A 26,616-nucleotide genomic window follows, 5' to 3' on the forward strand; every position below is an offset into this window, starting at 1 on the left:
TAGTATGACTAACTCGATGGAGGAATGACAAAATGAAACTTTGCACAATCGGACTAGGATATATTGGATTACCTTCTTCTGCGATGTTCGCGGATCATGGCACGGAAGTCGTAGGTGTCGACATCGATCCACAAATCGTCAATCTTCTGAACACGGGAACGATTCATATTGAAGAACCAGGACTCGAGGATGTCATCAAACGGGTCGTCGCAAACGGAAAATTCCGGGCGACACTTACACCAGAACGGGCAGATGTTTTCCTAATCGCCGTTCCGACACCGAACTTAAACGATACGTATAAATCATGTGATTTGAAATATGTTATTTCAGCGGTTAACAATATGCTACCATTCCTTGAAAAAGGGAATGTCGTCATCGTCGAATCGACGATTGCGCCACGTACGATGGATGACCATGTTCGTCCATTGATTGAAGAAGCCGGCTTTACGATCGGTGAAGACGTCTATGTCGTCCATTGCCCAGAACGTGTCTTGCCAGGACAAATCTTACATGAACTTATTCATAATAACCGCATCGTCGGTGGATTGACGCCAGCGTGTGCAGAGGCGGGCGCAGCCGTCTATGAAACATTCGTTCAAGGTGAAATCGTTCGGACAGACGCGAAGACAGCCGAAATGTCGAAGTTGATGGAGAATACGTTCCGCGATGTCAACATTGCTCTCGCAAATGAATTGACGCAGGTATGTCATCAGCTAGAGATCAACGTCTTAGATGTTATCGAGATGGCGAACATGCATCCACGGGTGAACTTACATCATCCAGGACCGGGCGTTGGTGGTCATTGTCTTGCGGTTGACCCTTACTTCATCGTCGCAAAAGCTCCATCGCTTGCACGCATCATTCATACAGCACGACAAACGAACGTTCAGATGCCACAATTCGTCGCTGAACAAGCAGCGCGTCTTGTTGGTTCACGTGTCCGTCCGAAGATCGCCGTCTTTGGTGTCACGTATAAAGGAAACGTCGACGACATGCGCGAGAGTCCAGCTGTCGAAGTCATTGAACAATTACTCGACCGTGGACTTGACGTCGCTGTCTGTGATCCGCACGTCGAACGCTCGATTTCGACACGTTTCGAACTCGTCGATGAGCTGGAAGCGATTCAAGGCGCTGATCTCGCACTCGTCCTAGTCGACCACGATGAATTCAAACAATTCGATTCACGTCGTCTCGCAAACTACATGCGGACACCGTTACTCTTTGATACGAAAGGGATCGTCAATGAGCTCGACGCTGTCAAAGTCCTGAACTTCGGTAATTTGCATACGCACCGCGTGACGGAAGTGGATGCGAAAGCGATATGAACGCGTTACGAACGATTGGGGGAGAGTTGAAGGATCATCTATATCTGATCTTTCGACTCTCGCTTTATGAAACAAAGAGTCAATATAGCATGCAATACCTTGGTTGGTTTTGGGAGATCATGACGCCGCTTCTCCAAATCGGTGTCTACTGGGTCGTATTCGGCTTCGGGATTCGTGGTGGGCATCCAGTCGATGGAATTCCGTTCGTCTTTTGGCTCGTCAGCGGATTGATTGCTTGGTTCTTTATCGGCAGTACGATTCCAAGTGGTTCCCGGTCGATTTATGGTCGAGTCGCGCTCGTCTCAAAGATGCATTTTCCATTGAGTACGATTCCAGCGTACGTCATCTTGGCGCAATTCTATCGCCACTTAGCGATGATTGCCTTAACGATCATTTTAGGATGTGCCTTCGGTTACTTTCCGGGATGGCATACGCTTGAACTCTTGTATATCGTACCGGCGGGTGTCGTGTTCCTCTATGCGGTCTCCTTATTGTTGTCCGCGCTTGCAACGATGATTCGAGACGTGCAAAACATGGTGACATCTGCCATTCGGATGTTGATGTATTTAACGCCAATCATGTGGATTCCGCCAGATCACTCGTTATTCAAGATGTTGTTGATGCTAAACCCACTCGTTTATTTGATTGAGGGGTATCGCTCAGCACTCATCGGAACGGGCTATCTGCTCGATCATATGTGGTATGGCGTGTACTTCTGGTGTATGACGCTCGCAATCTTACTTGTTGGAGCATCGATTCACATTCGATTCCGACGCTATTTCATCGATTACGTATAGGAGGGAGAACGATGGGTCATGTCGTGTTTGAGAATGTATCGAAACGGTACATGCTCTATGCCCGACCGATCGACAAGCTAAAAGAAGTGTTGTTCGGTAAGGTGAATGGAAAATCGTTTTATGCTCTGAAGAACGTCTCCTTTTCTGTGGAAGAGGGAGAAATCGTCGGTGTCGTTGGCATTAACGGAAGTGGGAAATCGACACTATCGCATCTGCTTGCTAACGTGACACCACCGACGTACGGTCGGGTCACGTTGGGTGGGAAGTCAGCCTTGATTGCCATCTCTAGTGGATTGAATAGTCAACTGACAGGGCGAGATAACATTGAATTAAAAGGGCTGATGATGGGCTTGACGAAACGCCAAATCGAGACGATTACTCCAGAAATTTTAGAGTTCGCTGATATTGGGGAGTTCATCGATCAGCCAGTCAAGACATACTCGAGCGGCATGCGAGCTCGGATTGGTTTTGCCATCTCGATTCATATTAATCCAGATATCTTGATCATCGACGAAGCGCTCTCAGTCGGAGACCAAACGTTTACTGAAAAGTGTCTCGATAAGATGCGTGAATTCCGCGATCAAGGGAAAACGATTTTTTTCGTCAGTCATTCGCTCAGTCAGGTAAAGAGTTTCTGTACAAAAATCCTTTGGTTGGAATACGGGGAAGTACGTCTATTTGGTCCGACGAACGAAACGTTGGCTGAATACAATAAATATCTATATTGGTACAAACAGTTATCAAAAAAGCAAGCCTCCCATTACGTAGCTAAGAAACGAACGGAACGGATCGGTTCCGTGGATCAACAGATGATGGGCGAGACGATTGAACGATCGTCATGAAATGAGATAGGGGATGAAGTAAATGAAACGTGTCATGCTTGTATTCGGAACACGACCAGAGGCGATCAAAATGGCGCCGGTCGTTAAAGCACTTGAAAATCGTCAGGACGTCGAACCAATCGTCGTCGTTACAGCACAACACCGAGAAATGCTCGATCAGGTCCTTGAACTATTCGAAATCACTCCGGACCATGACTTGGATTTGATGCGTCCGCGTCAGACGTTAGAGGAAATGACAGCGCGTATCCTAAACGCGATGCGTCGTGTCCTCGAAAAGGAACAGCCGGATCTCGTCCTTGTCCATGGGGATACGACGACGACGTTCGCTGCTTCTTTAGCGGCGTTCTATCAACAGATTCCAGTCGGTCATGTGGAAGCAGGACTACGGACATATGAAAAGTATGCGCCGTTCCCAGAAGAGATGAATCGTCAATTGACAGGTGTGCTGGCGGATTATCATTTTGCACCGACTGAACAGGCTGCCATGAACTTACGTGCTGAGAACAAGCAGACACCGATCATCGTAACCGGCAATACGGTCATCGATGCGTTGAAGACGACTGTATCATCGACATATACGCATCCTGTCCTAACACGCCTCGAGAAGTCGGGACGAAAACTTGTCTTGCTGACCGTTCATCGCCGTGAGAATCATTTACAACTGGCAACGATTTTTGATGCGATTGAACGGTTAGCAAATGATCATCCGGAAATCGAAATCGTCTATCCGGTTCATCCGAATCCGGTCGTACTAGAAGCGGCAGCTCGCCTGAAACATCATCCGCGGATTCAATTGATCGAACCACTTGATGTCTTTGATTTCCATAACCTTGCAGCGCGCGCTTCCTTCATCCTGACAGATTCAGGCGGGATTCAAGAAGAAGCACCTTCACTCGGTGTTCCCGTTCTTGTCTTAAGGGAGACGACGGAACGACCTGAAGGCGTCGAAGCAGGAACCTTGAAACTGGTTGGTACGAATCCAGAGCGCATCTATGCGATGAGCCATCAATTATTGACGGACGAAGTGTTCTATCAATCGATGGCACAAGCGGCGAATCCTTATGGCGATGGACAGGCAGCAGAGCGAATCGTCGATGCGATCATGAGTGAGGTACCCGTATGAGTCAACGTATTCCTCCAGCGATTTATCAATTCTTTCCATTCGGAACGCAGGAAAAAATCTTGCTTGAGGATGCTACAGATGGTGTCTATTTTGATTTTCAAGAAGCGACGGCAGACGACAAATTGTACATTCAGTTGTTTGATCAAGGATTTCAACATCCGCCTTCAAAGTTATACCGAACAGACGCCACGATTACAGGAGATCTCATCGAGGTGACCTGTCATTTCGAAGTCGATGCACCGTGTGTCGTTCAGTTATTCAAGATGCAGTATGGACAGAAGAAACGGATGGGGTCGGAAACGGAAACCGTCACACTGATGAATGAAACAGTCGTTCAGGTACAGATGAAACGAGTACCAGGAGCGAAGTATTTCAAAGTGGCATGGAAGTTCTTGCAAGAGGGGAGCTTCCGGGTCCATCTCCGGGACATTCAGATTGTGCAGCATGTCACGGCAGGGGAGGAAGCGACGTATGCTATTTAGTTCGACGATATTCTTATTTCTGTTCTTACCGACTGTCTTGATCGTCTATTACCTACTACCACGTAGCTTCCGAAATGGTTGGCTGCTAGTGACGAGTCTATTCTTTTATGCATTCGGGGAACCACGCTTTGCACTGCTGATGTTACTGAGCGTTACGATCAACTATTTCTTCGCCTTGTTCGTCGATCTGTATCGACAGCGAATCGGCGTCAAATGGATCATGTTTAGTATGATTGCAGTCAATTTAGGATTACTCGGCTGGTTCAAGTACAGCGGATTTTTCGTTCGTTCGGTCAACGAGACATTCGGATTAGGATGGTTCGTACCAGAAGTCGTCTTGCCACTCGGTATCTCGTTCTATACGTTTCATGCGATGAGTTATGTCATCGACATCTATAAAGGGAAGGAAGCGGTGCAAAAGAATCCGCTTGACCTCGCCCTTTATATCGCGTTCTTCCCCCAACTCGTCGCGGGTCCGATCGTTCGTTATAACACGATTGCGAGTCAAATCGAATCACGAGAAGAGACAGTTTCCGATTTTGCCCGAGGGGTTCGTCGGTTTACGATCGGCTTAGCTAAAAAACTGATTCTTGCCAATGGATGTGGTCAGGTCGCGGATGCCATCTTCAATATGAAAGATCTCTCGATGGGGCTTGCTTGGATTGGCATTATCGCCTACGCCTTACAAATCTATTTCGATTTTTCAGGATATAGTGATATGGCGATTGGACTAGCTTTGATGTTTGGATTTCATTTTCTTGAGAATTTTAACTATCCCTACATTTCAAAGTCCGTTTCTGAATTTTGGCGTCGTTGGCATATTTCGCTCGGATCGTGGTTCCGGGATTATGTCTACATCCCGCTTGGTGGAAATCGTGTCTCACCGTGGTTACAGTATCGCAACTTAGCAATTGTCTGGATGCTGACGGGTCTTTGGCATGGTGCTAGTTGGACGTTCGTCGCGTGGGGAGCGTATTACGGAATCTGGATCATGCTCGAGAAAGCATTTCTCGGGAAATGGTTGGCGAAAACGCCAGTCTTCTCGACCGTTTGGACACTCGTACTCGTGTTGGTCGGTTGGGTATTCTTCCGTTCCGAGACGTTCCCGGAAGCCGTTACGTACATTCAAGCGATGTTCGTACCAGATGTGATCTGGGATGAACGCGCGAGCTACCAGCTTGTCCAAAATGGTGTTCTACTGCTTGTCGCGTGTATCGCAGCGACACCGATTCCGAAAATCATCGGAGAGCGATTAGTTGTGTCACTCGGAAGAATTGGTACGACGATGCAGTATGGATATGCGATGTTGCTACTATTTTTGGCGACATCAGCACTTGTTGCAAGTACGTTTAATCCATTCATCTATTTCCGCTTCTAAAAAGGAGGTCTACTGATGGCACAGCCACTTGAAACAGAAAATAAGCAGGGACAAAAACGGACGACTTCTTTTGAACGGATCATGATGTGGGTGACGACGATCAGTTTTTTACTCATCTTGTTAACGATTGGTATTGGTACGATCGTCCGAGAAGACCGTGTGCGTTCTCAGCTAGAAAATCGTACACTCGCACAATCGGTCGATCCGACGATCGAAGGAATCGCGACTGGAAAAGACATGCTGAAGATGGAGACGTATTTCACGGACCAACTACTTTTGCGAGGGACGTTCGTTGAGATGCAGGCGCTACTATCGAAGGATGTCTTCAGACAGCCTTTTCGTAATGGAATCTATACAGCTAAAAATGGCTATATGATCGAACCGAGTGCCTCGACTCAAGTCCAGATTCCAAACGCGTTTCAGCAATTCGTGCAAGAAGTCGATCGACCCGTCTATATGGCGCTAGCTCCATCGAAGACGGTCATTGCTGAACGCGATCAGTTGATCCCATCGTATGTTGCTTCGAATGCACGGACACGTTACGCAGGAATGATTCGTGACTTCAAGGCTGCGGGGATGACGAATTTGTCACTTGATCAATTAAAACTAACGGACTACTTCAAGACGGACCATCACTGGAATATCGACGGAGCAGCGTCAGCATATCAGACGATTACGAAGGGGATGGACTTACGACCAGTCATGCCATCAAAAGCAAATCGTAAAGAAGATGAGCATGCCTATTATGGTTCATTAGCGCGAAAGACGACGCTTGCGTATGCGACGTCTGGTGATCAGTTAGCCTATTATGAACCAGCATTTTTCAAAGGAATCAATGTCTGTTACGACGGTGCATGCGATCGCCCAGTCATTGATGAATCCTTCGTTCAGCAAGAGGGAGATTACGTCGATCGGTATGAAGTATTCTTGCGCGGGAATCATGGCATCATGTCGATGAAGGAGCAGACGAAGAATGATCGACCAACGATTCTCGTCTTAAAGGATTCATTCGCGAATCCAGTCTTACCGTTCCTTGCTAAAAGTGCCAATCTCGAAGTCGTCGACGTTCGTTACGTCCCAAAATCATTCGATGTGTCGCAGTTCGCTAAACAAAAACAAGTCGACTCCGTGTTGTTCCTGCATAACTCGAACATTGCTGGATTGATGAAGACGTATGAAAACACACTATGAAGGAGTTCATGACATGAGATCCCGAATGGCGAAAAGAAAACCACGCCTTGTTTGGCGCGTATTGAGTGCGCTCCTACTAGGGTTCGTTCTGATTGCTAGTGCATCAGCTGGTTTAGCTTTTTTAAAAGTGAAGCAAACGGCAGACGCGTTCTTAACACCGTTAGATGGAGAGCAACCTAAGCCACTCGAATCGATGAAGCCGGTTAATGTCTTGTTACTGGGCGTGGATGAACGGAAAAATGATAAGGGACGTGCCGATGCCATCATGCTTCTTTCATTCAATCCAAAAACAAAACAAGCGACTTCCCTGTCCATTCCAAGAGATATGCAGGTAACCGTGCCGTCTGGCGAAAAGACTAAAATCAATCATACCTATGCCTATGGGGGGGTGAAAGAGACAGTCGAAACGGTGGAGCAGACGTTTGAGACCGATATTCCTTATTATGCGAAAATCAACATGGATGGATTGATTGAGTTGGTCGATGCTGTTGGGGGTGTCACGGTCGACAATCCATCTGCCTTTAGTTGGAACGACCGTCGTCTTCAAAAGGAGTATGATAAAGGGAAAATTCATCTGACGGGTCTTGAAGCGAGTGGTTATGCTCGGATGCGAAAGCAAGATCCACTCGGCGATATGGGTCGACAAATTCGTCAGCGTCAAGTGCTAGAAGCAGTCGGAATGAAGCTTGCTGGACCACAGTTGTTGACGCAACTCGAAAAGATCACGGATGTCATGAAAAACAACTTTACGACGAATATCGGACTTGATGTCGCAGCGCAGCTAGCACAGGAGAATCAGCGTGGGTTCGAACAATTGAAGCCGCTGAAAATCGAGGGAGAAGGATATATCGCAAGTGATGGTGTCTGGTATTTCTTTGCATCGGACGAATCAATGGAACAGACAAAACAGGCAATCGCTAAACTTCTCGCACAATCGTAAGCAATAACCAGTATTACCATCAAACAAACAAACAAAGTTGAGCGTCTCTAGCAAATAATTGTGGAGGCGCTTTTTCCTGTCTTTCTCTGATGTAGATCACCATTCTTTTTGAAAAAAGTGCTTGGTTCAAAAGTCTTATTTTCGATCAAATCGATCAAATAGGCTTTGACAGGACTTGTAAACGGATGCAAAATGAAAACGATTACATATCAAAAGGAGATGGCTACCGTATGAAACGCATGAGATTCGTTTGTATCGTTGCGCTAACGTTTGCACTGATATTTAGTGGACTCTCTTTATCCGGTCAAGCACTGGAAAAAGGGAAGTCGACATTGGTCATCATTCACTACAAGGAAGACCCGAATGCCACAAAGGATTGGAATCTGTGGTTATGGGCAAATGGTCCGGATTATTTTCCGAATAAAGCCCACGCTTTTAACGGTGAGGATGCTTACGGAAAAATCGCAGCTTATGAATTTCCAGTGGATCAGCCGGAAAAAATCGGCTTCATCGTTCGAGATGACAATTGGAACAAGGATGGGGGATCTGAGAATGATCGCTTCATTACGAAAGACATGATTAAAAATGGTGTTGCTGAAATTTGGATCGAGTCGGGAAGCAAGGACATCTCGACAGTCAATCCAAGCAATGGAGCAGATGTCGAAAAAATTGATACGAACATCCACTATTACCGGTATGACAATGATTACGACAAGTACGGTGTCTGGTCTTGGCCGGAAGAGCAAGATGGCAAGCGTTTCGAGTTCGATCAGCAGGATGAGTTCTGTACCATTGCCAAGGTAACGCTCGATAACCCAACGAAAGCACGTCTTGCAGGCGTCATTCCTCATCTTGAGGGTTGGTCGGAAAAAGACGGAGCTGATCGTTTCTTTTATGCAGGGGCGAAAGACATCTGGTTGATTGAAGGGGATCAGACGGTATACTACAGCAAACCGGAAATTGATCGCACACCGAAAATCACAAGCTTTTTAGCAGATGACTTCCGGACGATGACATTAAAAACGAATGCACCGCTGACGGAAGAAGACTTAAAGGCATTTACGTTTGAAGGCGTGACGAATCCAGTCGTGTCAGCAATCGATGCCAAAACGGTAAAAGTCGAAGTCACTTTAGATATCGATTTAGCAAAAGTCGTCCGAGCATCTCATCCTGTTTTTGGAGAAGCAATTCTTGAAGCAGGTAAAGTGCTCCGTTCGAAAGCATTCGACCAAAAGTATGCCTACGATGGAAAACTCGGTGTCGACTATCAAAAATCGAAGACGACGTTTAAAGTCTGGGCACCGACAGCACAAGCCGTCGAGCTCGAATTGTATCGCTTACCAAAACAAGAAGCTGCTACGACAAAAGATATCACGCGCGAAATCAAGATGGAACGAACGGATCGTGGTGTGTATCAAGTAACAGTCAAGGGCGATCTTGACGGTGTCGGATACACATACGAAGTCAAACACGCCAAAGAATCAACGCGTGCTGTTGATCCGTATGCGACAGCAGTCACCGTCAATGGCGACCAAGGTGTCGTCGTCGACTTACGCGAGACGGATCCAAAACGCTGGACGAATGGGAAAATGCCACTTCGCCATGCGACAGACGCGATCATCTATGAATCACACGTCCGTGATTTATCGATGTTTGATGTGACGAATTCAGGTTACGATTCAGGCATCAAACAAAAAGGGAAGTACCTTGGCGTCATCGAGCCAGGTACGCGTTTGACGAAGGATGGTAAGAAAACGAAGACGAAGACGGGGCTTGATCATCTGAAGGAACTTGGCATCACGCACGTTCAGTTCATTCCAGTCTATGATTTCAACACAGCGTCCGTCGATGAGACGAACCCGCTTAAATCGTATAACTGGGGTTATGATCCGAAGAACTATAACGCACCAGAAGGATCGTATGCGACAAACCCCTATGATCCAAAAGTCCGAATCACAGAAATGAAGCAGATGATTCAAGGACTACATGACAATGGACTTCGTGCTGTCATGGACGTCGTTTACAACCACATGTTTGACGCAAAGGCATCAAACCTTGATAAAATCGTCCCTGGTTATTACTACCGTTATACAGAAGGCGGCGATTTAGCGAACGGAACTGGTGTCGGAAACGATACAGCATCTGAGCGTCAAATGATGCACAAATTGATCGTTGACTCTGTCTCATATTGGGCGAAAGAATACCACTGGGACGGATTCCGCTTTGACTTAATGGGCATTCACGACGTCAAGACGATGAATGCTGTCAAACAGGCGACAAAACGAATTGATCCGTCGATTCTTGTATTCGGAGAAGGGTGGAGCCTTGGAACACCGCTTCCGGAGACGGATAAGGCAAACCAAACGAATACAAAACAAATGCCAGGAATCGGACATTTCAATGACAATCTACGCGATGCGCTCAAAGGTAGCGTCTTCATCGATTCAGATGCTGGTTTCATTAACGGAACAACGGGTCTTGAAACGCGCATCAAACGCGGAATCGTCGGAGAAATTGCTTATGACAAAGAGATTCAAGGATTTACGCAAGAACCAGATCAAGCCATCACTTATGTTGAAGCACATGACAACCATACGCTCTGGGATAAGTTGAACCTGACGAATCCGCAAGACAATGACGCAACGAAGACAAAGATGCATCGTTTGGCTTCAAGCATCTTGTTGACGTCACAAGGAACGACGTTCATCCATGCAGGACAGGACTTCATGCGGACGAAGGGCGGCGACCATAACTCATATAAATCACCGGATTCTGTCAACCAGCTCGACTGGAAACGGAAGATGGACCGTCAACAAGACGTTGATTATATGACAGGATTGATCGAGTTACGCAAAAAGAATCCAGTACTTCATTTAGCAACAGCAAAAGACATTCGTCGTTACCTGACGTTTGAAGCAGCACCGGCACGAGTCATCGCCTATCGATTAGATGATGCTGCGCCACAACAAAAGGATGATCTCTACGTCATTCATAATGCGAATCGAACAGCAGTCGACATGAAGCTACCTACAGGGAAATGGAAGTTGCTTGTAGACGGTAAACAAGCAGGAACCAAAGCAATCCGTAACGTATCAGGTACGGTTCGTGTCGAAGGACTTAGCTCATTCGTCTTATCAAAATAAGTGAACAGATAAAAAAGGACGTTCCGCAGTTGGCGGAATGTCCTTTTCGTCAGTCGAGAAACGTGCAATCAAGCGTAACGCTCATCCGTTTCTTCGTTCTCTTCTTCTTTCAGATTACCTTCTTCCGATTTCGAGACGATGACGGCACATGCTGCGTCACCAGTGATGTTGACGGCTGTCCGCATCATATCAAGAAGACGATCGACACCGATGATTAAAGCGATCCCTTCGACCGGTAGATTGACCGATTGAAGAACCATCGTCAACATGACGAGACCGACACCCGGTACACCGGCTGTTCCGACCGATGCAAGAACAGCTGTCAGGACGACAGTCGCAAGTTGACCTGGCGTCAAGTCAACAGCGTAGACTTGCGCGATGAAGACAGTCGCGACACCTTGCATGATTGCTGTTCCATCCATGTTGATCGTCGCACCAAGAGGCTGGACGAAACTTGAGACGGAACGCGGAACCTTCAACTCTTTTTGAGCCGTTTGCATCGCAACAGGGAGTGTTGCGTTCGACGAAGACGTCGAGAAAGCGAACAGCATGACAGGTGCGAACTTCTTAAAGAAGAAGAACGGGTTCATCTTCCCAAGAAGTGAAACAGTCGAACCATACGTCAATAAGGAATGGACGAATAGTGACAAGATGACGACACCCATATAAAGTCCCATTGCTTTTAGCGAATCCCACCCTTGAGAACCGACGGCTGATGCGATCAAAGCAAATGCTCCGAGCGGTGCCATTTTCATGACGAGCGTGATCAAGTACGTCATTAAATCATTACCCTGCTCGATGAACGTCCGTAGTGTCGAGACTTTTTGACCGAGGAACGTGATCCCAAAACCGATAAAGACACTGAAGACGATGATTTGTAGCATATTTCCTTCCGCCATCGACGTGATCGGGTTCGTCGGGAACATACCAACGATTGTGTTGATTATGCTCGTATCTGGTAGATTTCCGTTATCATATTCCAGACCTTGCGTCTCGAAGTTACCAAACGTACCCGGTTTGATCAGTAATGACAAACCGAGAGCAATGACAATTGCGACAGCTGTCGTCGTCATGAAGTAAGTGATGGCTTTACCACCAACACGACCAAGCTCTTTTGGATTTCCAAGTCCCATGACGCCAAGGGCGATTGAGAAGAAGACGATCGGTACGACGAGCATCTTAATTAAGTTCAGGAAGATCGTTCCGATGGGTTGTAAAGCATATTTATTCAATCCCTCATAAATCGACTTGTCCGGTAAGGAAGCGAGGACGATTCCGAGAATCACCCCGAGAATCAATCCCCAAATGATGCGCTTTGCTTCTTTCATAAGTGATGTCACACTCCTTTATTTGATAATTGTCTATATTTTGACACATCATCACCCTTTTTGACAAAACATTTTAAAAAATACATGATAACGCTTACAAAAAAGTTTCTGGATTTTGATGCAGGAATGACTAGATTTTGTTGTCAAACGGATGCAACCATGAGAGGATAGATAAGAACAAAAAGGAACAGCGTAGGGTACAGAAAAGTCGCTAGAATCAACTGTTGACCAAATTGTATATTCCTACTATAATGTTGTATGACGTGTCTGACACGTTTCCTTTAGTCGGTAATATCGGAGGGAGGGAAAACTAGTGGAAACTCGTGTACGTAAAAATGAATCACTTGAAGACGCACTTCGTCGCTTCAAACGTGGTGTTTCAAAAGATGGTACGCTTGCAGAAGTTCGTAAACGTAAACACTACGAAAAGCCAAGTGTAAAACGTAAGCTTAAATCGGAGGCTGCGCGTAAGCGTAAGAAGTTCTAACGTTAGAGAGGGTGTATCCTCATGAGTCTTCAGGAGCGTTTGACAGCGGATATGAAAGAAGCCATGCGTCTACGTGAAAAAGATCGTCTTACGACGATTCGGATGGTGAAATCATCGTTGCAAAATGAAACGATCAAACTCGGTAAGCAAGAATTGACAGACGAGGAAGAATTAACGATTCTTTCACGTGAAATGAAGCAGCGCAACGACTCCCTCCGAGAATTCGAAAGCGCTGGTCGTCACGATCTCGTCGAGAAAATTCAAGCAGAGATTGTCGTGCTCGAAGCTTATATGCCAAAACAGCTTTCCGAGGAAGAAGTACAGGAAATCGTCGACGCAGCTATTGCGCAGACGGGTGCCTCTGCTCCTTCAGATATGGGGAAAGTAATGGGTATCGTCATGCCACAGCTTAAAGGCAAGGCAGACGGTGCGTTAATTAATCGACTCGTCAAACAACGGCTCGCTTAATACATGAAAAAGGTGTCCTTCGGGGCACCTTTTTTGTCGTTCCTGTCACAATTAAAAGTTTCTTAATGAATTCAGAATAGTCATGAAACCTTTTTGTTTTGAAAGCGTATATAATTATAGTAACGAATCAAAGTGCAAAAGAAGCAGCTTCTGACACGAATGAAAAGGGGTGAACGTACGCATGACGTTTAGCTTAGGGATGATTTTGGCGGTCTTCATGATCGGGGTCCTCATGTTACTGGTCGAAATATTCGTCACAGGGTTCGGAATCTTTGGAGTCCTCGGAATCGGGGCTGTCCTTGCTAGTCTGATCATGGCAGGTGCTACAGTTGGTCAAGTAGGCATAGCGGTTGGACTTGCTGTATTTCTATCACTTGCGGCCGGATACTGGGCATATCGCAGAATTAAATCGAATCAATCCTTATTATGGAGAGGTTTGATTTTGACAGATTCCACATCGTCTGAAAAAGGCTATCTTTCTCATCAAGACAAAGTGCAACTGTTGGGACAAGAAGGAGTCAGTCTGACACCTCTCCGTCCGTCAGGAACAATTGAAATTGACGGAAATCGAATCGATGCGGTTACGGAAGGGACCTTCATTCAAGCGGGGGAAACGATCGTCGTAAAAGAAGTGACGCATGGACGCGTCATTGTTAGAGTCCAACATACGAAGGAGGAGTCCCACACATGACACCTGAATTATTGACTGTATTACTCATATCCGGAGGAATTTTAATTTTCCTCGCCATCTTCTTCACGCTCGTTCCGATTCCACTTTGGATTAGCTCGCTCGCAGCGGGAGTGCGCGTATCGATCTTTACATTAGTCGGGATGCGTCTTCGTCGAGTAACACCGTCTAAGATCGTCAATCCGTTGATCAAGGCGGTTAAAGCGGGATTGAACTTGAATACGAACCAACTGGAAAGTCACTTCCTTGCTGGTGGTAACGTTGACCGCGTCGTCAATGCCTTGATTGCAGCACACCGTGCGAATATCGAGTTGAGCTTCGAACGCGCAGCGGCGATTGATCTTGCTGGTCGTAACGTTTTGGAAGCTGTTCAAATGTCGGTTAACCCGAAAGTCATCGAAACACCATTCATTGCCGGTGTTGCGATGAACGGGATTGAAGTGAAAGCGAAAGCCCGGATCACGGTACGTGCGAACATCGATCGTCTCGTCGGTGGTGCTGGGGAAGAAACGGTCATCGCACGTGTTGGTGAGGGTGTCATCTCAACAATTGGTTCGTGTAATGACCAAAAAGAAGTACTTGAGAATCCAGAGATGATCTCACGGACGGTTCTTGCAAAAGGACTCGATTCGGGTACGGCGTTCGAGATTCTCTCGATTGATATTGCAGATATTGATATCGGTAAGAATATCGGTGCGGTTCTGCAGACGGATCAAGCAGAAGCGGATAAGAACATTGCGCAAGCGAAAGCCGAAGAACGTCGCGCAATGGCGATCGCAAGTGAACAAGAGATGAAATCACGTGTTGAAGAGATGCGTGCGAAGGTTGTCGCTGCTGAAGCGGAAGTGCCGCTTGCTATCGCTGAAGCGATGCGTGACGGTAACTTTGGTGTCATGGATTATGCGAACTACTTGAACGTGACAGCAGATACGAAAATGCGCCAAGCAATCGGTGGGCAATCATCACCAAATGACTCACAATAAAGGGTGAGACGGTATGGATATCATATGGGTCGGATTGATGATCGCATTCGGTGTCATCTCCGTCATCTCAAAAGCAGCAGATAAAAAACCGAAGCAGACGAACCGAACTCCTTCAAAGGAGTTCGGTGAATATGTGAAGCAAATGACCGAACAGGTCGATACGATGCGACAAGAGACGGTACCTCCACCTGTCGTTCGTAAAAAAGCACCCGCGAAGAAACAACCGGGGGTAACGCAAACGAAAGCGCGACCAGTTCATGAACGAACGGAATTGCAACAACGTTTGGACCAACGTCAAAAGCAACATTCGAAAAAAGGGATGTCCTCATCGACGATTGGCGAAATCAAAGATAGCGTAGCAGATGGTGCCATTGGATCGTCTAGTCGTTCAGCATCAGCAACGACGATTTCACAAGATGAAATGCGACGTGCCATCGTTTGGAGTGAAGTTCTTGGTGCGCCTGTTTCCAAGCGCAAACGCTAATATTTGTCTAGTGAGTCGATTCTACGAAACGCGTAGGATCGACTCTTTTTATTTCCTAAAAGGTGGGAACGGGTTTTTCTTTCCATCTTTTCGGCGGAAGTGCTAAAGTGGAAGAGATTAGATATGAAGCGATGACAACTTGTTATCCATGACTAGGAGGCCATTCACAACGTGATATTCAACGAAAGAATCCCATTTGCATTTTCGAATTCAGAACAGATTCAAGCATTCGTCGGTCCGAATGATGCAGTCTTACGTACGATGGAAGCAGAACTTGACGTTCAGCTGACCCATCGAGGAGATGAGCTGTTGGCACAATCCGAACAGGAGCAGTCTGTGATCTTAGCAGGACAGGTCGTAGGCGTCTTGAAACAACTTGTGAATCGCGGAGCTGTTTTAACGGAACGTGACGCGACGAGCGCCATTCAACTTGCACGTCAAGATCGTGTGGATGAACTGCTAGAACTTTACGATACGGTCATTCATACGAATCATAAAGGAAAACCACTTCGTGCAAAGACACTCGGTCAAGCACGTTACGTTCGGGGAATCGACCGCTGTGATTTGACATTCGGTATTGGTCCAGCGGGAACCGGAAAAACGTATCTTGCTGTCGTGATGGCAGCAAAAGCGTTAAAAGAAGGTCACGTCAAACGACTCGTCCTGACGCGTCCGGCAGTAGAAGCAGGAGAAAATCTAGGATTTCTTCCAGGGGATCTTAAAGAAAAGGTCGATCCCTATCTACGTCCTCTGTACGATGCGCTACATGACGTGCTTGGTGTCGAGCATACGGCTCGTCTGCTTGAACGTGGTGTCATCGAAATCGCACCGCTTGCTTACATGCGAGGACGGACGCTTGAACATGCTTTTGTCATTCTCGATGAAGCGCAAAATACGACACGGGAACAAATGAAGATGTTCCTGACGCGTCTCGGATTCCATTCGAAGATGATTGTTACGGGCGATTTAACACAAGTCGATCTTCCGCGTGGAAAAACGTCTGGTCTACAAGAAGCGTTACATTTGCTCGGCAATGTCAAAGGGATTCATTTTGAGCACTTTGGCTCAGCTGATGTCGTACGTCACCCACTTGTCCGAAAAATCGTTGATGCTTATAGTCAGGATTTGACCTAAGCCGTTACGGAAATAGAGGAAAAAGGGGGAGATGATATGCGCAAGGTTGGGGTCTGGGTCGGTCTTTTGACAGTAATATTCTATCTCATCGTATCGACGATGATGTATGTCAGCGTTCGACCAGAAGCCTTGTCCGCAGAACCATTCTCAATTGCAGAAGAAGATATCCGGTCACCCTTGACGATGGAGGACCGGGTCGCAACAAATCAAATCAAGGAAAATTCGGTTGCTGCAATCGAGAGTCAGTATACGATCAAACAAGAGTATGCAGCACAGCAAATTGATAAAGTAGAACAACTTTTTGCTAGTTTGTCCGGTATTAAAAAAGCAAATGAGATCGGTAAAATCAAACAGCGTCTGCGTGGAACGGAGGCGGCGACACTGTTGAAGGATGATGAGTTACGCTTGCTTGTGACGTCGACGACAGCACTTCGGAATACGACACGTGACGTCGTCATTACAGCGATTGAAGAAGCGATGCGTCAACGTATCTCGTCCGATGGTGGTGAAGTAGCAGAAGCACGTGAGAATGCGCGGACTGATATCGAACGTTCGCCGCTCTCCTTCTCATTAAAAGCAGTCGCTAAAGCGCTGACCGATCAACTGATCGTGACGAATTACGTCTATGATCCGGAAAAGACGGAACAGCTTCGTAAGCAGACGAGTGATAAAGTCGAACCGGTTATCATTTCAGAAGGTGAAGTGATCGTCAAACGAGGCGAAGTGATTTCACAAGATGCCTATCGTCAGCTACAACTGGTCGGTTTGATTTCTGATCGACAGTCGTTGAAACCGTTACTCGGTGCGATGCTTGTCAGTGCGTTGATGACTGCCTTTTTATTTGGATTCATTCATCGTTCGAAATTGCGATACGCTCAAATGGGGCGGATTCGTTTATTCGGTCTTGTCTATCTCGTCGTCAGTCTACAATTACTCGTCATGTATGGTATGGCGTTCTTAGCAGACGACATCAATCCTGCACTTTACTTACTCACACCGACCGCTTTTGCTGCGCTTGTCCTGCGCAATTTATTGAACGAACGGATTGCATTATCGAGTTCTCTTTTTACGGCGCTTGCTGGAACGTTCTTCTATAGTGCAAATCAAAACTTCAGCTTCAATATCGCGATCTATTTATTGGTCGGTGGGTTAGTTGCAACGTTTTTCCTACAATCTAGTTTGTCGCGTCGTCGTATTTTCATGAGCAGTATTTCGATTGCCGGAGCAAACATCGCGATTTTCTTAGCATTCGTCCTGTTACGAAGTGGTACGTTCGAACTACGAGAAACGCTGATTTTAATCGGTTTTGCGATTGCGAGTGGTATCTTGAGTGCCGTCCTAGCAATTGGACTATTGCCGTTTCTTGAGATGACATTCGGTATTTTAGCACCGACCCGCCTACTCGAACTGTTGAACCCGACGCATCCGTTACTCAAAAAACTATTAGTTGAAGCACCGGGAACGTACCATCATAGTATGATGGTCGCGAACCTAGCAGAAACAGCCTGTGAAGCAATCGGAGCAGATGGATTGCTTGCACGAGTCGGAGCCTACTATCATGATTTAGGGAAAACGCGACGACCACTTTATTTCATTGAAAACCAGCATGGACGCAATCCCCATGATCGATTGACACCGGAAGAGTCGGCACGTGTCATCTTGGCACATACTGAGGATGGTGTTGAATTACTCGAAGACGCAAAACTGCCTGCAGCGATCATCGATATTTGCCGCCAGCATCATGGAACCTCTCTGCTACGATACTTTTATGTCAAGGCAGCAGAACAAGGTGAGGTCGACGAGGAGACGTTCCGTTACACGGGTCCGAAACCACAAACCCGTGAAGCGGCGGTCATCATGATCGTTGACTCGATTGAAGCGGCAGTTCGTTCGATGAAAGCTCCTTCAGAAGAAGGAATTCGGGACTTGGTCTCGAAAATCATTCGTGAAAAGATGATGGATGACCAATTTGCGGAATGTGACATTACGACACGTGAGATTTATCGCGTCGGTGAAAGTGCGTGTCATACCTTATCCGGTTTGTTCCATGAACGAATCGAGTATCCAGAATTAAAGAAAGAGGCAACGACATGAATATTTATATGACAGACGAAAATAATCGTCTAACGGAAGAACAACGACAGCTTGTCGAATCGATTTTGATTTACACGGCGGAACAAGAAGAAGTCGATTCAAATAGTGAGTTGTCCGTGACTTTCGTCTCAAACGATGAGATTCAAGAAATCAATCGTGAATGGCGTGGAAAGGATCAGGCGACAGACGTCATTTCCTTTGCGATGGAAGAACTCGGAGAAGATGAAATCGATTTTGGATTGCTGGAAGATGAACCAATCGTCCTCGGCGATTTGATCATTTCCGTAGAACGGTGTCGTGAACAAGCGGCAGAGTATGGCAATCATTTTGAGCGAGAGCTCGGTTTCCTCGCTGTCCATGGTTTTCTCCATTTACTCGGATACGATCACATTGAAAAAGCAGATGAGGAAGTCATGACGAAGCGACAGGAGGAAATCCTGCATCACTTCGAGTTATATCGGGGCATATTGTGAAAAGCTGGTGGCAACCCTTTCGACATGCCATGAACGGATTGTGCCAATCGATTCGAGAAGAACGGCATATGAAAGTTCACGTGACAGTTGGTGCCATCGTGTTACTTGTCGCTTTTCTATTACCCTTGACGTCTGTCGAGCGAGCGATTCTTTTCTTGACGGTCGGGATCGTCATCAGTGCCGAGATGTTCAATACAGCGTTTGAGCGCGTCGTTGATCTCGTGACGCAGGAATGGCATCCACTGGCAAAAGCAGTCAAGGATATTGCAAGTGGAGCTGTTCTTGTGTTGGCGCTTACATCTATTGCAATTGCACTATGCATCTTCATCCCATATTTGGTACAATAAGAATCCGGCCTTTTTGGCCAATACCGTTCCTAAGAAGGGGATACTCACATGAAAACAGAACAATTACTCGAACAAGCTAAACGTGCACGCGAAAAAGCGTATGTTCCATATTCGAAATTCCAAGTCGGTGCTGCTCTACTAACAAAAGACGGACAAGTCTTCCATGGTTGCAATATTGAAAACGCTGCATATGGTCTTTGTAACTGTGCAGAACGGACAGCAATCTTCTCTGCATGGGCACAGGATGCGCGCGAGTATGCAGCGATGGCTGTCGTTGCGGACACAGAAGGACCGGTCGCACCATGTGGACAATGCCGCCAAGTGCTATCAGAGATGTGTGACGCAGATATGCCAATCTATTTGACGAACCTTAAAGGGGATGTCACAGAAACAACAGTGGGCGCCCTCTTACCAGGAGCATTCACGAAAGGGGATTTACATGTTTAAAGAAGGATTCAAATCGGGCTTTGTCTCGATCATCGGACGCCCGAACGTCGGAAAATCGACATTCCTCAACCGTGTCATCGGACAAAAGATTGCCATCATGTCTGATAAGCCACAAACGACGCGAAATAAGATCCAAGGTGTCTATACGACAGAAGACGTTCAGACGATTTTCATCGATACACCAGGGATTCATAAACCAAAACATAAACTCGGTGACTTCATGATGAAGGTCGCAACGAACGCATTGCGTGAAGTTGATGCGATTTTGTTCATGGTCAACGTGACAGAACCAAAAGGAAAAGGTGACGATTTCATCATTGAAAAATTGAAGGAACTCGATACACCCATCATTCTCGTCATGAATAAGGTCGATTTGATTCATCCGAATGATATTCCGCCAATCATCGAGTCATATAAAAATGAGCTCGAGTTTGCGGCAGTCGTTCCGATCTCTGCGCTTCAAGGTAACAACGTCGGACCGTTACTTGAAGAAATCGCGAAGATCTTACCAGAAGGACCGATGTATTACCCGGCGGATCAAGTCACTGACCACCCGGAGCGTTTTATCATCTCAGAGATGATTCGTGAGAAAGTCTTGCAGAAGACACGCGACGAAGTACCACACTCGATCGCAGTCGCGATTGATCAAATCAAGACGCGTGAGAATGGAAACATGGTCGATGTCCATGCGACGATCTTGATCGAGCGCGATTCCCAAAAAGGAATCATCATCGGTAAACGCGGAGCACTTCTAAAAGAAATCGGCTCTGAAGCACGAACGGACATCGAGATGTTACTCGGAACGAAAGTTTACCTGAACTTGTGGGTCAAAGTCCAAAAGGATTGGCGTAACAAGGCCGGTCAATTGCGTGAACTTGGCTTCCGCGATGACGAGTACTAAGCGATGATCGATAAGGCGGAAGGGCTTGTACTACGAACGGTCGTATACGGTGAATCGAATAAAATCGTCACGCTACTGACACGTGAATACGGCAAGCTCGCCGTCATGGCGCGAGGAGCGAAGAAGCCGGGTAGTCGTTTTAACGCGGCAAGCCAGCCTTTCGTTCGAGCCGTCTATATCTATCCAAGGTCACGTGGTCTCGGTCAGTTGAAATCAGCAGACGTCATCACGAGCCACGCGCATATCCGGCAAGATGTCGTCTTGATGGCGTATGCGATGTATCTACTGGAGCTTGCAGATAAAGCGCTTGATGAACGGGTGCCACAACCGGCACTGTATGATTTATTCGTCGAAGGACTGGAGGCGATGGATGAAGGACTCGATCCTGACGTCGTCTCTTTCATCATCGAATTGCGTCTGTTGCGTCATCTAGGGATTGCGCCTCATTTGAATGGTTGTACGATTTGCGGGAGTGCTGAAGCACCGTTTGCTTTTTCGTTACACCATGGCGGTCTACTCTGTCGCCGGCATCGCCATGAGGATGAACATGCTGTCTTCATGTCAGAGGCAGTCGCGAAGATGCTTTACGTATTTTCTGTCTACGATTTTTCACGGATCGGGACCGTGACGGTGAAACCGGAAACGAAGCGTCTATTGCGTCAAATCATGGATGCTTATATGGAACGTTACAGCGGGTTACGCCTGCGTTCAAAACGTGTCCTCGACCAGTTGATTGATTTCGGCAACGATTGACAGCAACAAGCGGGTTCGGTAGAATAAATGCGGTAGAAGCAACTAAATGAACACGATGACGAAAAGGAGTACCGTCTTTTTCTCAATCAAGCGATTCCAGGGTGGTGTGAGCTGGGAGTGAGAGGGGCGCGAATGGCGTTTCGGAGTGTTCTTTGTCAAAAAGAGTGGCATGCGATGCATGCAAGTAGGGTGGAACCGCGGGCTCGTCTCGTCCCTATGTGCAACGATTGTTGTACATAGGGGCGTTTTTTGCGTTCCTTAATCATTTCGGAGGTGAAAGTCGTGAAGATGACAGTACAAGACATGATCTTGACATTACAAAAATTTTGGGCAGAACAAAGCTGCTTGACGATGCAAGCATACGACGTAGAAAAAGGAGCCGGTACGATGAATCCGATGACATTCTTACGGAGTCTCGGACCAGAACCATGGAACGTTTGTTATACAGAACCATCACGCCGTCCAGCTGACGGTCGTTACGGGGAGAACCCGAACCGTCTGTATCAACATCATCAATTCCAAGTCATCATGAAACCATCACCTGACAACATTCAGGAATTGTACTTACAAAGTCTCGAGTTGCTCGGTATCAACCCACTCGAACATGATATCCGTTTCGTAGAGGATAACTGGGAGAACCCAACGTTCGGTGCTGCAGGTCTCGGCTGGGAAGTGTGGCTGAACGGAATGGAAATCACGCAGTTCACGTACTTCCAACAAGTCGGTGGAATCGAGTGTAATCCAATCGCAGTAGAGATCACTTACGGAATTGAGCGTCTCGCGTCGTATATTCAAGACGTCGAGAGTGTCTTTGATCTCGTTTGGACGGATGGCTTCAAATACGGTGATATTTTCTATCAACCAGAGTTCGAACATTCGAAGTATACGTTTGAAACATCTGATGTCGCGTTACTCTTCACGTTGTTCGATCAATATGAAAAAGAAGCAAATCGTGCCTTGGACGAGAACCTCGTTTTCCCGGCATATGATTACATCTTGAAATGTTCGCATACCTTTAACCTTCTCGACGCGAAGGGAGCAATCTCTGTTACGGAACGCACAGGATTCATCCATCGTGTCCGGAACATGTCGCGCCGTTGTGCGCAAAGTTTCATCGAAGAACGGGAACGTCTTGGCTTCCCATTGATCAAGTCGAAAGCAGGTGAGTCACATGCATGAATTATTACTTGAAATCGGTTTAGAAGAAATGCCGGCTCGATTCGTCCTTCAGTCCGAAACACAACTCAAGGAACGCGTGACGCGTTTTCTTGAAGAAGCACGGATTGAGTTCGCGAGCGTTGAATCCTTCTCGACACCACGCCGTCTTGCAGTGTATGTCAAAGGTCTCGCAGCACGTCAAAGCGACCTCGAAGAGACATTAAAAGGACCAGCAAAACGCATCGCGATGGATGAAGACGGTAACTGGACGAAAGCAGCCGAAGGATTCGCGCGTGGTAAAGGGTTAACGACGGACGATCTTTTCCTTGGAGAAGAAAAAGGAGTCGAATACCTTTATGCGACACGTAAGGAAGTTGGACAAGCGACAGCTGATCTACTTCCTGGACTAAAACAAGTCGTCGAAGCGATGACATTCCCGAAAAACATGCGTTGGAGCACACAATCATTGCGTTACATGCGTCCGATTCGTTGGTTGATTGCCCTGCTTGATGATCAAGTCATCCCGTTTGAAGTCGCATCCGTCGAAACAGGTCGGACATCACGTGGACATCGTTTCCTCGGGCAGGACATCACGATCCTGCGTCCGAACGCGTATGTCGAAGCGCTCGCAGGAGAAAACGTCATCGTCAGTTACGAAGCACGTCGCCAATTGATCGAAGAACAAATCGCAGCGCTTGCGGCACGCGAACAATTCGAAGTGCCGATCGATGCGTCTTTACTTGAAGAAGTCACGAACCTCGTCGAGTATCCGACAGCCTTGTTCGGTGCATTCGATGAAGCGTATCTTGAGTTGCCGGAAGAAGTCTTGATCACGACGATGAAAGAACACCAACGTTACTTCCCGGTCAAACGTGACGGTGCATTGCTCCACTATTTCGTCACGGTACGAAACGGAAACGCGACACATCTTGAAAACGTCGCACGCGGAAACGAGAAAGTCATCCGTGCCCGTTTAGCCGATGCGCAGTTCTTCTATGAAGAAGATAAAAAAGCAGATATCGATGAACAGGCGAAACGTCTTGATAAAATCGTCTTCCATGAAAAATTAGGAACGACAGGCGAAAAAGTCCGTCGCGTCCGTCAGATGGCGCTCGCACTTGCAGATCGTGTCGGTGCGGACAAAACACGTGTTGAACGTGCAGGACAAATCTATAAATTCGACCTCGTCAGTCAAATGGTCTATGAATTCACAGAATTACAAGGTCTGATGGGTGAGCGTTATGCGAACATGAAGAATGAGGATCCGGAAGTTGCGGCTGCGATTCGTGAACATTACATGCCACGCTTCGCGGGTGATGCAAGTCCGGAGACACCAACAGGAACACTCTACGCGATTCTCGATAAGATGGACAGCGTCGCTGGATTCTTTGGGGTCGGCATGATTCCGAGTGGATCAGCGGATCCATATGCACTACGTCGCCAAGCACAAGGGATCGTTCAGATTTTATCGGATCGTAAGTTGAACCTGACATTGACAGAACTGATCGCCTTCGTCGTTTCGGAACAGGTGGCAGCAGGTCTTTATGAGAAGGATGCCGAAGAAGTTCAAGCTGCATTACAAGACTTCTTTGCACAACGCTTGAAATACCGTCTATCGGAAATGAACTTCCGTCATGATGTCGTCGAAGCCGCTCTTGATCATACGTTGACAGTCGAAGCAAATGAGCAGCGTGCTGCGATGCTTGAAAGTGCGACGAAAAAAGAATCGTTCAAGAATACGGTCGAACAACTCAGTCGTGTCTTAAACATCTCGAAAAAAGCAGAAGACGTCACAACTGTTAATCCAGCGCTCTTTGAAAATGATGCGGAACGCGCGTTGCATGAGGCGATTGAGAAAACCTTACCAGAGGTCGATCAAGCCATCGCGTCACTTGATTATGAACGAGCGCTTGAGGCACTTGAGGCAACCGTTCCGTCGATCACAGCATACTTTGACGGTACGATGATCATGACGGACGACGAAACAGTCCGTACGAACCGTCTTAGCGAAATGAAACGATTTGCGCAAGCAATCGAATCAGTCGCTCGGTTCAATGCACTTACTTTAGCGTAAAGAAAAAGGACGGATGAGCCGATGAAGTTAAATGAACGGCAAAAAAAGATACTCCAAATCGTCAAAGAGAATGGTCCGATCACGGGAGAGCAGATTGCTGCAGCGCTCTCCCTGACACGGGCGACATTACGACCCGATTTGTCGATTTTAACGATGACCGGCATGTTAGAAGCGCGTCCACGTGTCGGCTATATGTACGTTGGAAAGAAAAATGCGTCCATGCTTCATGAGAAACTCGATACATTGACCGTCGGTGAATTCATGTCGTCGGCAAAAGTCATTCATGAAGGAATGACCGTATACGATGCGATCGTTCACTTGTTCCTAGAAGATGTAGGTTCTCTGTTCGTCGTCAGTAAGGACCATGCGTTAGTCGGTGTGTTGTCACGTAAGGATTTTCTACGTGCGGCAATCGGTAATCAAGAGTTAGACTCGTTACCGGTCAACATCATCATGACACGGATGCCGAATTTGACGGTCTGTGAAAAAACGGAGACGTTGATTGGTGCCGGCATGAAACTGATCGAAAAGCAGATTGATTCAATGCCGGTCGTCGAAGAGGAGAACGGCGTCTTGAAAGTCGTTGGTCGAATGACGAAGACGAACATGACGAAAGTGTTGGTCGCTTTAGCACGTGATGAAGAAATTTAAGGAGGGTTCCTGATGCGTCAACGGATTTATGTCGTGAGTGACTCTGTCGGAGAGACGTGTGAACTCGTCGTCCGCGCAGCTGCAATCCAATTCCCGGAACAAGCCATCGAAACGGTCCGCATTCCGTTCGTCGATGATGATCAAGTCATTTATGACTTGGTTCTTCATGCGAAAGAAGAACAAGCGACGATCGCTTTTACGATCGTCCATGCGACCCATCGTCGTCTGCTTGCAGACACGGCGCGTGCCCACGGTGTAAAAGCGATCGATCTACTTGGTCCATTGCTTGACACGATGGAAGATCGTTTGCAGATGCAACCGAAAGAAGAACCCGGATTGATCTATCGTTTAGATGAGGAATATTTCCGGAAAATCGAAGCGGTCGAATTTGCTGTTAAGTATGACGATGGACGTGATCCAAAAGGCATCAAGCGTGCGGATATCGTCTTAATCGGAGTGTCGCGTACATCAAAGACACCACTTTCGCAGTATCTGGCTTTGAAACGATATAAAGTAGCGAACGTACCACTCGTACCGGAATCGATCCCGCCAGCAGAGCTATTCGATATTCCAAAAGAAAAATGTTTTGGACTACTCATCTCACCGGAAAAGTTGATCGACATCCGAATGGAACGCCTGCGTTCATTAGGACTCAAACCAGAAGCAGCATACGCGCAGATGGACCGAATCAACCGGGAACTCGAATACGCACGGAATTTATACGAACGAATCGGTTGCCAAGTCATCGATGTAACGAATAAAGCAGTCGAGGAAACGGCGAACCTGATTTTGACCGGGATCTCCGGGAAAGCGCATGACTAGTCAAGCAGTCAGGAACATAGTATACTTGTTTAGCTGATAAATGAGATAATGCCCTTTTTCTAATGAAACGGAACGAGTCATCGTTCCGTTTCATTGCGGGTAT

Annotated in this window: 25 protein-coding genes and 1 pseudogene; 25 read left to right on the forward strand and 1 reads right to left on the reverse strand. The window is 46.9% G+C overall.

What is annotated here, in order from left to right; translation table 11 throughout:
• Nucleotides 1-32: 32 nt before the first annotated feature.
• The 9 genes and pseudogenes from L985_RS04450 to pulA all read left to right on the forward strand — a co-directional run bounded on the left by L985_RS04450 (nt 33) and on the right by pulA (nt 11,221).
• Entirely contained in the window at nt 33-1,325 is a 1,293-nt protein-coding gene (locus L985_RS04450; protein WP_029341021.1) for a nucleotide sugar dehydrogenase, read from the forward strand.
• On the forward strand, nt 1,322-2,122 hold the full coding sequence (locus L985_RS04455) for an ABC transporter permease (protein WP_029341022.1): 801 nt from the start codon (nt 1,322-1,324) through the stop codon (nt 2,120-2,122). Before L985_RS04450 ends, L985_RS04455 begins: the two co-directional genes overlap by 4 nt.
• Before the next feature lie 11 nt (nt 2,123-2,133).
• Nucleotides 2,134-2,874 (forward strand): annotated as a pseudogene (gene tagH / locus L985_RS04460) (teichoic acids export ABC transporter ATP-binding subunit TagH); the annotation flags it as partial.
• A gap of 112 nt (nt 2,875-2,986) precedes the next feature.
• Nucleotides 2,987-4,087, forward strand: coding sequence for a non-hydrolyzing UDP-N-acetylglucosamine 2-epimerase (wecB, locus tag L985_RS04465; protein WP_029341024.1), 1,101 nt, complete (start codon nt 2,987-2,989; stop codon nt 4,085-4,087).
• Nucleotides 4,084-4,569 carry a hypothetical protein gene (locus L985_RS04470; protein ID WP_029341025.1) on the forward strand — a complete coding sequence of 162 codons (486 nt, stop codon included), beginning with the start codon at nt 4,084-4,086 and terminating at the stop codon, nt 4,567-4,569. The genes wecB and L985_RS04470 overlap by 4 nt, the downstream gene beginning before the upstream one ends.
• Nucleotides 4,559-5,947: an MBOAT family O-acyltransferase gene (locus tag L985_RS04475; RefSeq protein WP_047396380.1), complete on the forward strand. Its 1,389-nt coding sequence runs from the start codon at nt 4,559-4,561 to the stop codon at nt 5,945-5,947. The genes L985_RS04470 and L985_RS04475 overlap by 11 nt, the downstream gene beginning before the upstream one ends.
• A 15-nt stretch (nt 5,948-5,962) precedes the next feature.
• The gene (locus L985_RS04480) at nt 5,963-7,138 is read left to right on the forward strand and encodes a DHHW family protein (RefSeq protein ID WP_029341027.1); all 1,176 of its coding nucleotides are present in this window, start codon (nt 5,963-5,965) and stop codon (nt 7,136-7,138) included.
• A gap of 13 nt (nt 7,139-7,151) precedes the next feature.
• On the forward strand, nt 7,152-8,078 hold the full coding sequence (locus L985_RS04485) for an LCP family protein (RefSeq protein WP_047396382.1): 927 nt from the start codon (nt 7,152-7,154) through the stop codon (nt 8,076-8,078).
• A gap of 230 nt (nt 8,079-8,308) precedes the next feature.
• Nucleotides 8,309-11,221 carry a type I pullulanase gene (gene pulA, locus L985_RS04490; protein WP_047396384.1) on the forward strand — a complete coding sequence of 971 codons (2,913 nt, stop codon included), beginning with the start codon at nt 8,309-8,311 and terminating at the stop codon, nt 11,219-11,221.
• Nucleotides 11,222-11,289: 68 nt separating this feature from the next.
• On the opposite strand, the gene L985_RS04495 is transcribed toward pulA, so the two are convergent.
• Nucleotides 11,290-12,549 (reverse strand): dicarboxylate/amino acid:cation symporter, encoded by a 1,260-nt coding sequence (locus L985_RS04495; protein WP_047396386.1) that lies wholly within the window; start codon nt 12,547-12,549, stop codon nt 11,290-11,292.
• A gap of 313 nt (nt 12,550-12,862) precedes the next feature.
• Between L985_RS04495 and rpsU the strand changes: the two genes are divergently transcribed.
• From rpsU to L985_RS04575, 16 genes are all read left to right on the forward strand, one after another.
• A complete protein-coding gene (rpsU, locus tag L985_RS04500) occupies nt 12,863-13,036 on the forward strand; it encodes a 30S ribosomal protein S21 (protein ID WP_012369719.1) in 174 nt (57 codons plus the stop codon).
• Nucleotides 13,037-13,057: 21 nt separating this feature from the next.
• A complete protein-coding gene (locus L985_RS04505; RefSeq protein ID WP_023467485.1) occupies nt 13,058-13,504 on the forward strand; it encodes a GatB/YqeY domain-containing protein in 447 nt (148 codons plus the stop codon).
• Between the two features lie 169 nt (nt 13,505-13,673).
• Nucleotides 13,674-14,195 carry an NfeD family protein gene (locus tag L985_RS04510; protein ID WP_231681783.1) on the forward strand — a complete coding sequence of 174 codons (522 nt, stop codon included), beginning with the start codon at nt 13,674-13,676 and terminating at the stop codon, nt 14,193-14,195.
• Nucleotides 14,192-15,175, forward strand: a complete 984-nt coding sequence (gene floA / locus L985_RS04515; RefSeq protein ID WP_023467489.1) for a flotillin-like protein FloA — start codon at nt 14,192-14,194, stop codon at nt 15,173-15,175. The genes L985_RS04510 and floA overlap by 4 nt, the downstream gene beginning before the upstream one ends.
• A gap of 13 nt (nt 15,176-15,188) precedes the next feature.
• Nucleotides 15,189-15,659 (forward strand): hypothetical protein, encoded by a 471-nt coding sequence (locus L985_RS04520; protein WP_029341030.1) that lies wholly within the window; start codon nt 15,189-15,191, stop codon nt 15,657-15,659.
• Nucleotides 15,660-15,830: 171 nt separating this feature from the next.
• Nucleotides 15,831-16,793, forward strand: a complete 963-nt coding sequence (locus L985_RS04525; RefSeq protein ID WP_023467492.1) for a PhoH family protein — start codon at nt 15,831-15,833, stop codon at nt 16,791-16,793.
• Nucleotides 16,794-16,829: 36 nt separating this feature from the next.
• Entirely contained in the window at nt 16,830-18,887 is a 2,058-nt protein-coding gene (locus L985_RS04530) for an HD family phosphohydrolase (RefSeq protein ID WP_029341032.1), read from the forward strand.
• Entirely contained in the window at nt 18,884-19,360 is a 477-nt protein-coding gene (ybeY, locus tag L985_RS04535; RefSeq protein ID WP_047396396.1) for an rRNA maturation RNase YbeY, read from the forward strand. The genes L985_RS04530 and ybeY overlap by 4 nt, the downstream gene beginning before the upstream one ends.
• Nucleotides 19,361-19,389: 29 nt before the next feature.
• Entirely contained in the window at nt 19,390-19,707 is a 318-nt protein-coding gene (locus tag L985_RS04540) for a diacylglycerol kinase (RefSeq protein WP_231681784.1), read from the forward strand.
• A 48-nt stretch (nt 19,708-19,755) separates the two neighbouring features.
• The gene (locus L985_RS04545; protein ID WP_023467498.1) at nt 19,756-20,154 is read left to right on the forward strand and encodes a cytidine deaminase; all 399 of its coding nucleotides are present in this window, start codon (nt 19,756-19,758) and stop codon (nt 20,152-20,154) included.
• Nucleotides 20,147-21,055: a GTPase Era gene (era, locus tag L985_RS04550; protein ID WP_023467500.1), complete on the forward strand. Its 909-nt coding sequence runs from the start codon at nt 20,147-20,149 to the stop codon at nt 21,053-21,055. The genes L985_RS04545 and era overlap by 8 nt, the downstream gene beginning before the upstream one ends.
• Nucleotides 21,056-21,058: 3 nt before the next feature.
• A complete protein-coding gene (gene recO, locus L985_RS04555; protein WP_023467502.1) occupies nt 21,059-21,808 on the forward strand; it encodes a DNA repair protein RecO in 750 nt (249 codons plus the stop codon).
• Nucleotides 21,809-22,096: 288 nt separating this feature from the next.
• Nucleotides 22,097-22,987, forward strand: a complete 891-nt coding sequence (gene glyQ / locus L985_RS04560; protein WP_047396492.1) for a glycine--tRNA ligase subunit alpha — start codon at nt 22,097-22,099, stop codon at nt 22,985-22,987.
• On the forward strand, nt 22,980-25,040 hold the full coding sequence (gene glyS, locus L985_RS04565) for a glycine--tRNA ligase subunit beta (protein WP_047396400.1): 2,061 nt from the start codon (nt 22,980-22,982) through the stop codon (nt 25,038-25,040). Before glyQ ends, glyS begins: the two co-directional genes overlap by 8 nt.
• Before the next feature lie 21 nt (nt 25,041-25,061).
• Nucleotides 25,062-25,691, forward strand: coding sequence for a transcriptional regulator CcpN (locus L985_RS04570; RefSeq protein ID WP_047396404.1), 630 nt, complete (start codon nt 25,062-25,064; stop codon nt 25,689-25,691).
• 12 nt (nt 25,692-25,703) lie between these two features.
• A complete protein-coding gene (locus L985_RS04575; RefSeq protein ID WP_047396410.1) occupies nt 25,704-26,513 on the forward strand; it encodes a pyruvate, water dikinase regulatory protein in 810 nt (269 codons plus the stop codon).
• The last annotated feature ends 103 nt before the right edge of the window (nt 26,514-26,616 follow it).

It is taken from the genome of Exiguobacterium sp. ZWU0009 (assembly GCF_000798935.2).
Taxonomy (GTDB): Bacteria; Bacillota; Bacilli; order Exiguobacteriales; family Exiguobacteriaceae; genus Exiguobacterium_A; species Exiguobacterium_A acetylicum.

Bases quoted from the DNA above. Each gene is read 5' to 3' on its own strand.
- L985_RS04450 (WP_029341021.1), top strand. From the start codon at position 33: ATGAAACTTTGCACAATCGGACTAGGATATATTGGATTACCTTCTTCT.
- L985_RS04455 (WP_029341022.1), top strand. From the start codon at position 1,322: ATGAACGCGTTACGAACGATTGGGGGAGAGTTGAAGGATCATCTATAT.
- wecB (WP_029341024.1), top strand. From the start codon at position 2,987: ATGAAACGTGTCATGCTTGTATTCGGAACACGACCAGAGGCGATCAAA.
- L985_RS04470 (WP_029341025.1), top strand. From the start codon at position 4,084: ATGAGTCAACGTATTCCTCCAGCGATTTATCAATTCTTTCCATTCGGA.
- L985_RS04475 (WP_047396380.1), top strand. From the start codon at position 4,559: ATGCTATTTAGTTCGACGATATTCTTATTTCTGTTCTTACCGACTGTC.
- L985_RS04480 (WP_029341027.1), top strand. From the start codon at position 5,963: ATGGCACAGCCACTTGAAACAGAAAATAAGCAGGGACAAAAACGGACG.
- L985_RS04485 (WP_047396382.1), top strand. From the start codon at position 7,152: ATGAGATCCCGAATGGCGAAAAGAAAACCACGCCTTGTTTGGCGCGTA.
- pulA (WP_047396384.1), top strand. From the start codon at position 8,309: ATGAAACGCATGAGATTCGTTTGTATCGTTGCGCTAACGTTTGCACTG.
- L985_RS04495 (WP_047396386.1), bottom strand. From the start codon at position 12,549: ATGAAAGAAGCAAAGCGCATCATTTGGGGATTGATTCTCGGGGTGATT.
- L985_RS04505 (WP_023467485.1), top strand. From the start codon at position 13,058: ATGAGTCTTCAGGAGCGTTTGACAGCGGATATGAAAGAAGCCATGCGT.
- floA (WP_023467489.1), top strand. From the start codon at position 14,192: ATGACACCTGAATTATTGACTGTATTACTCATATCCGGAGGAATTTTA.
- L985_RS04520 (WP_029341030.1), top strand. From the start codon at position 15,189: ATGGATATCATATGGGTCGGATTGATGATCGCATTCGGTGTCATCTCC.
- L985_RS04530 (WP_029341032.1), top strand. From the start codon at position 16,830: ATGCGCAAGGTTGGGGTCTGGGTCGGTCTTTTGACAGTAATATTCTAT.
- ybeY (WP_047396396.1), top strand. From the start codon at position 18,884: ATGAATATTTATATGACAGACGAAAATAATCGTCTAACGGAAGAACAA.
- L985_RS04540 (WP_231681784.1), top strand. From the start codon at position 19,390: ATGAACGGATTGTGCCAATCGATTCGAGAAGAACGGCATATGAAAGTT.
- L985_RS04545 (WP_023467498.1), top strand. From the start codon at position 19,756: ATGAAAACAGAACAATTACTCGAACAAGCTAAACGTGCACGCGAAAAA.
- era (WP_023467500.1), top strand. From the start codon at position 20,147: ATGTTTAAAGAAGGATTCAAATCGGGCTTTGTCTCGATCATCGGACGC.
- recO (WP_023467502.1), top strand. From the start codon at position 21,059: ATGATCGATAAGGCGGAAGGGCTTGTACTACGAACGGTCGTATACGGT.
- glyQ (WP_047396492.1), top strand. From the start codon at position 22,097: ATGACAGTACAAGACATGATCTTGACATTACAAAAATTTTGGGCAGAA.
- glyS (WP_047396400.1), top strand. From the start codon at position 22,980: ATGCATGAATTATTACTTGAAATCGGTTTAGAAGAAATGCCGGCTCGA.
- L985_RS04570 (WP_047396404.1), top strand. From the start codon at position 25,062: ATGAAGTTAAATGAACGGCAAAAAAAGATACTCCAAATCGTCAAAGAG.
- L985_RS04575 (WP_047396410.1), top strand. From the start codon at position 25,704: ATGCGTCAACGGATTTATGTCGTGAGTGACTCTGTCGGAGAGACGTGT.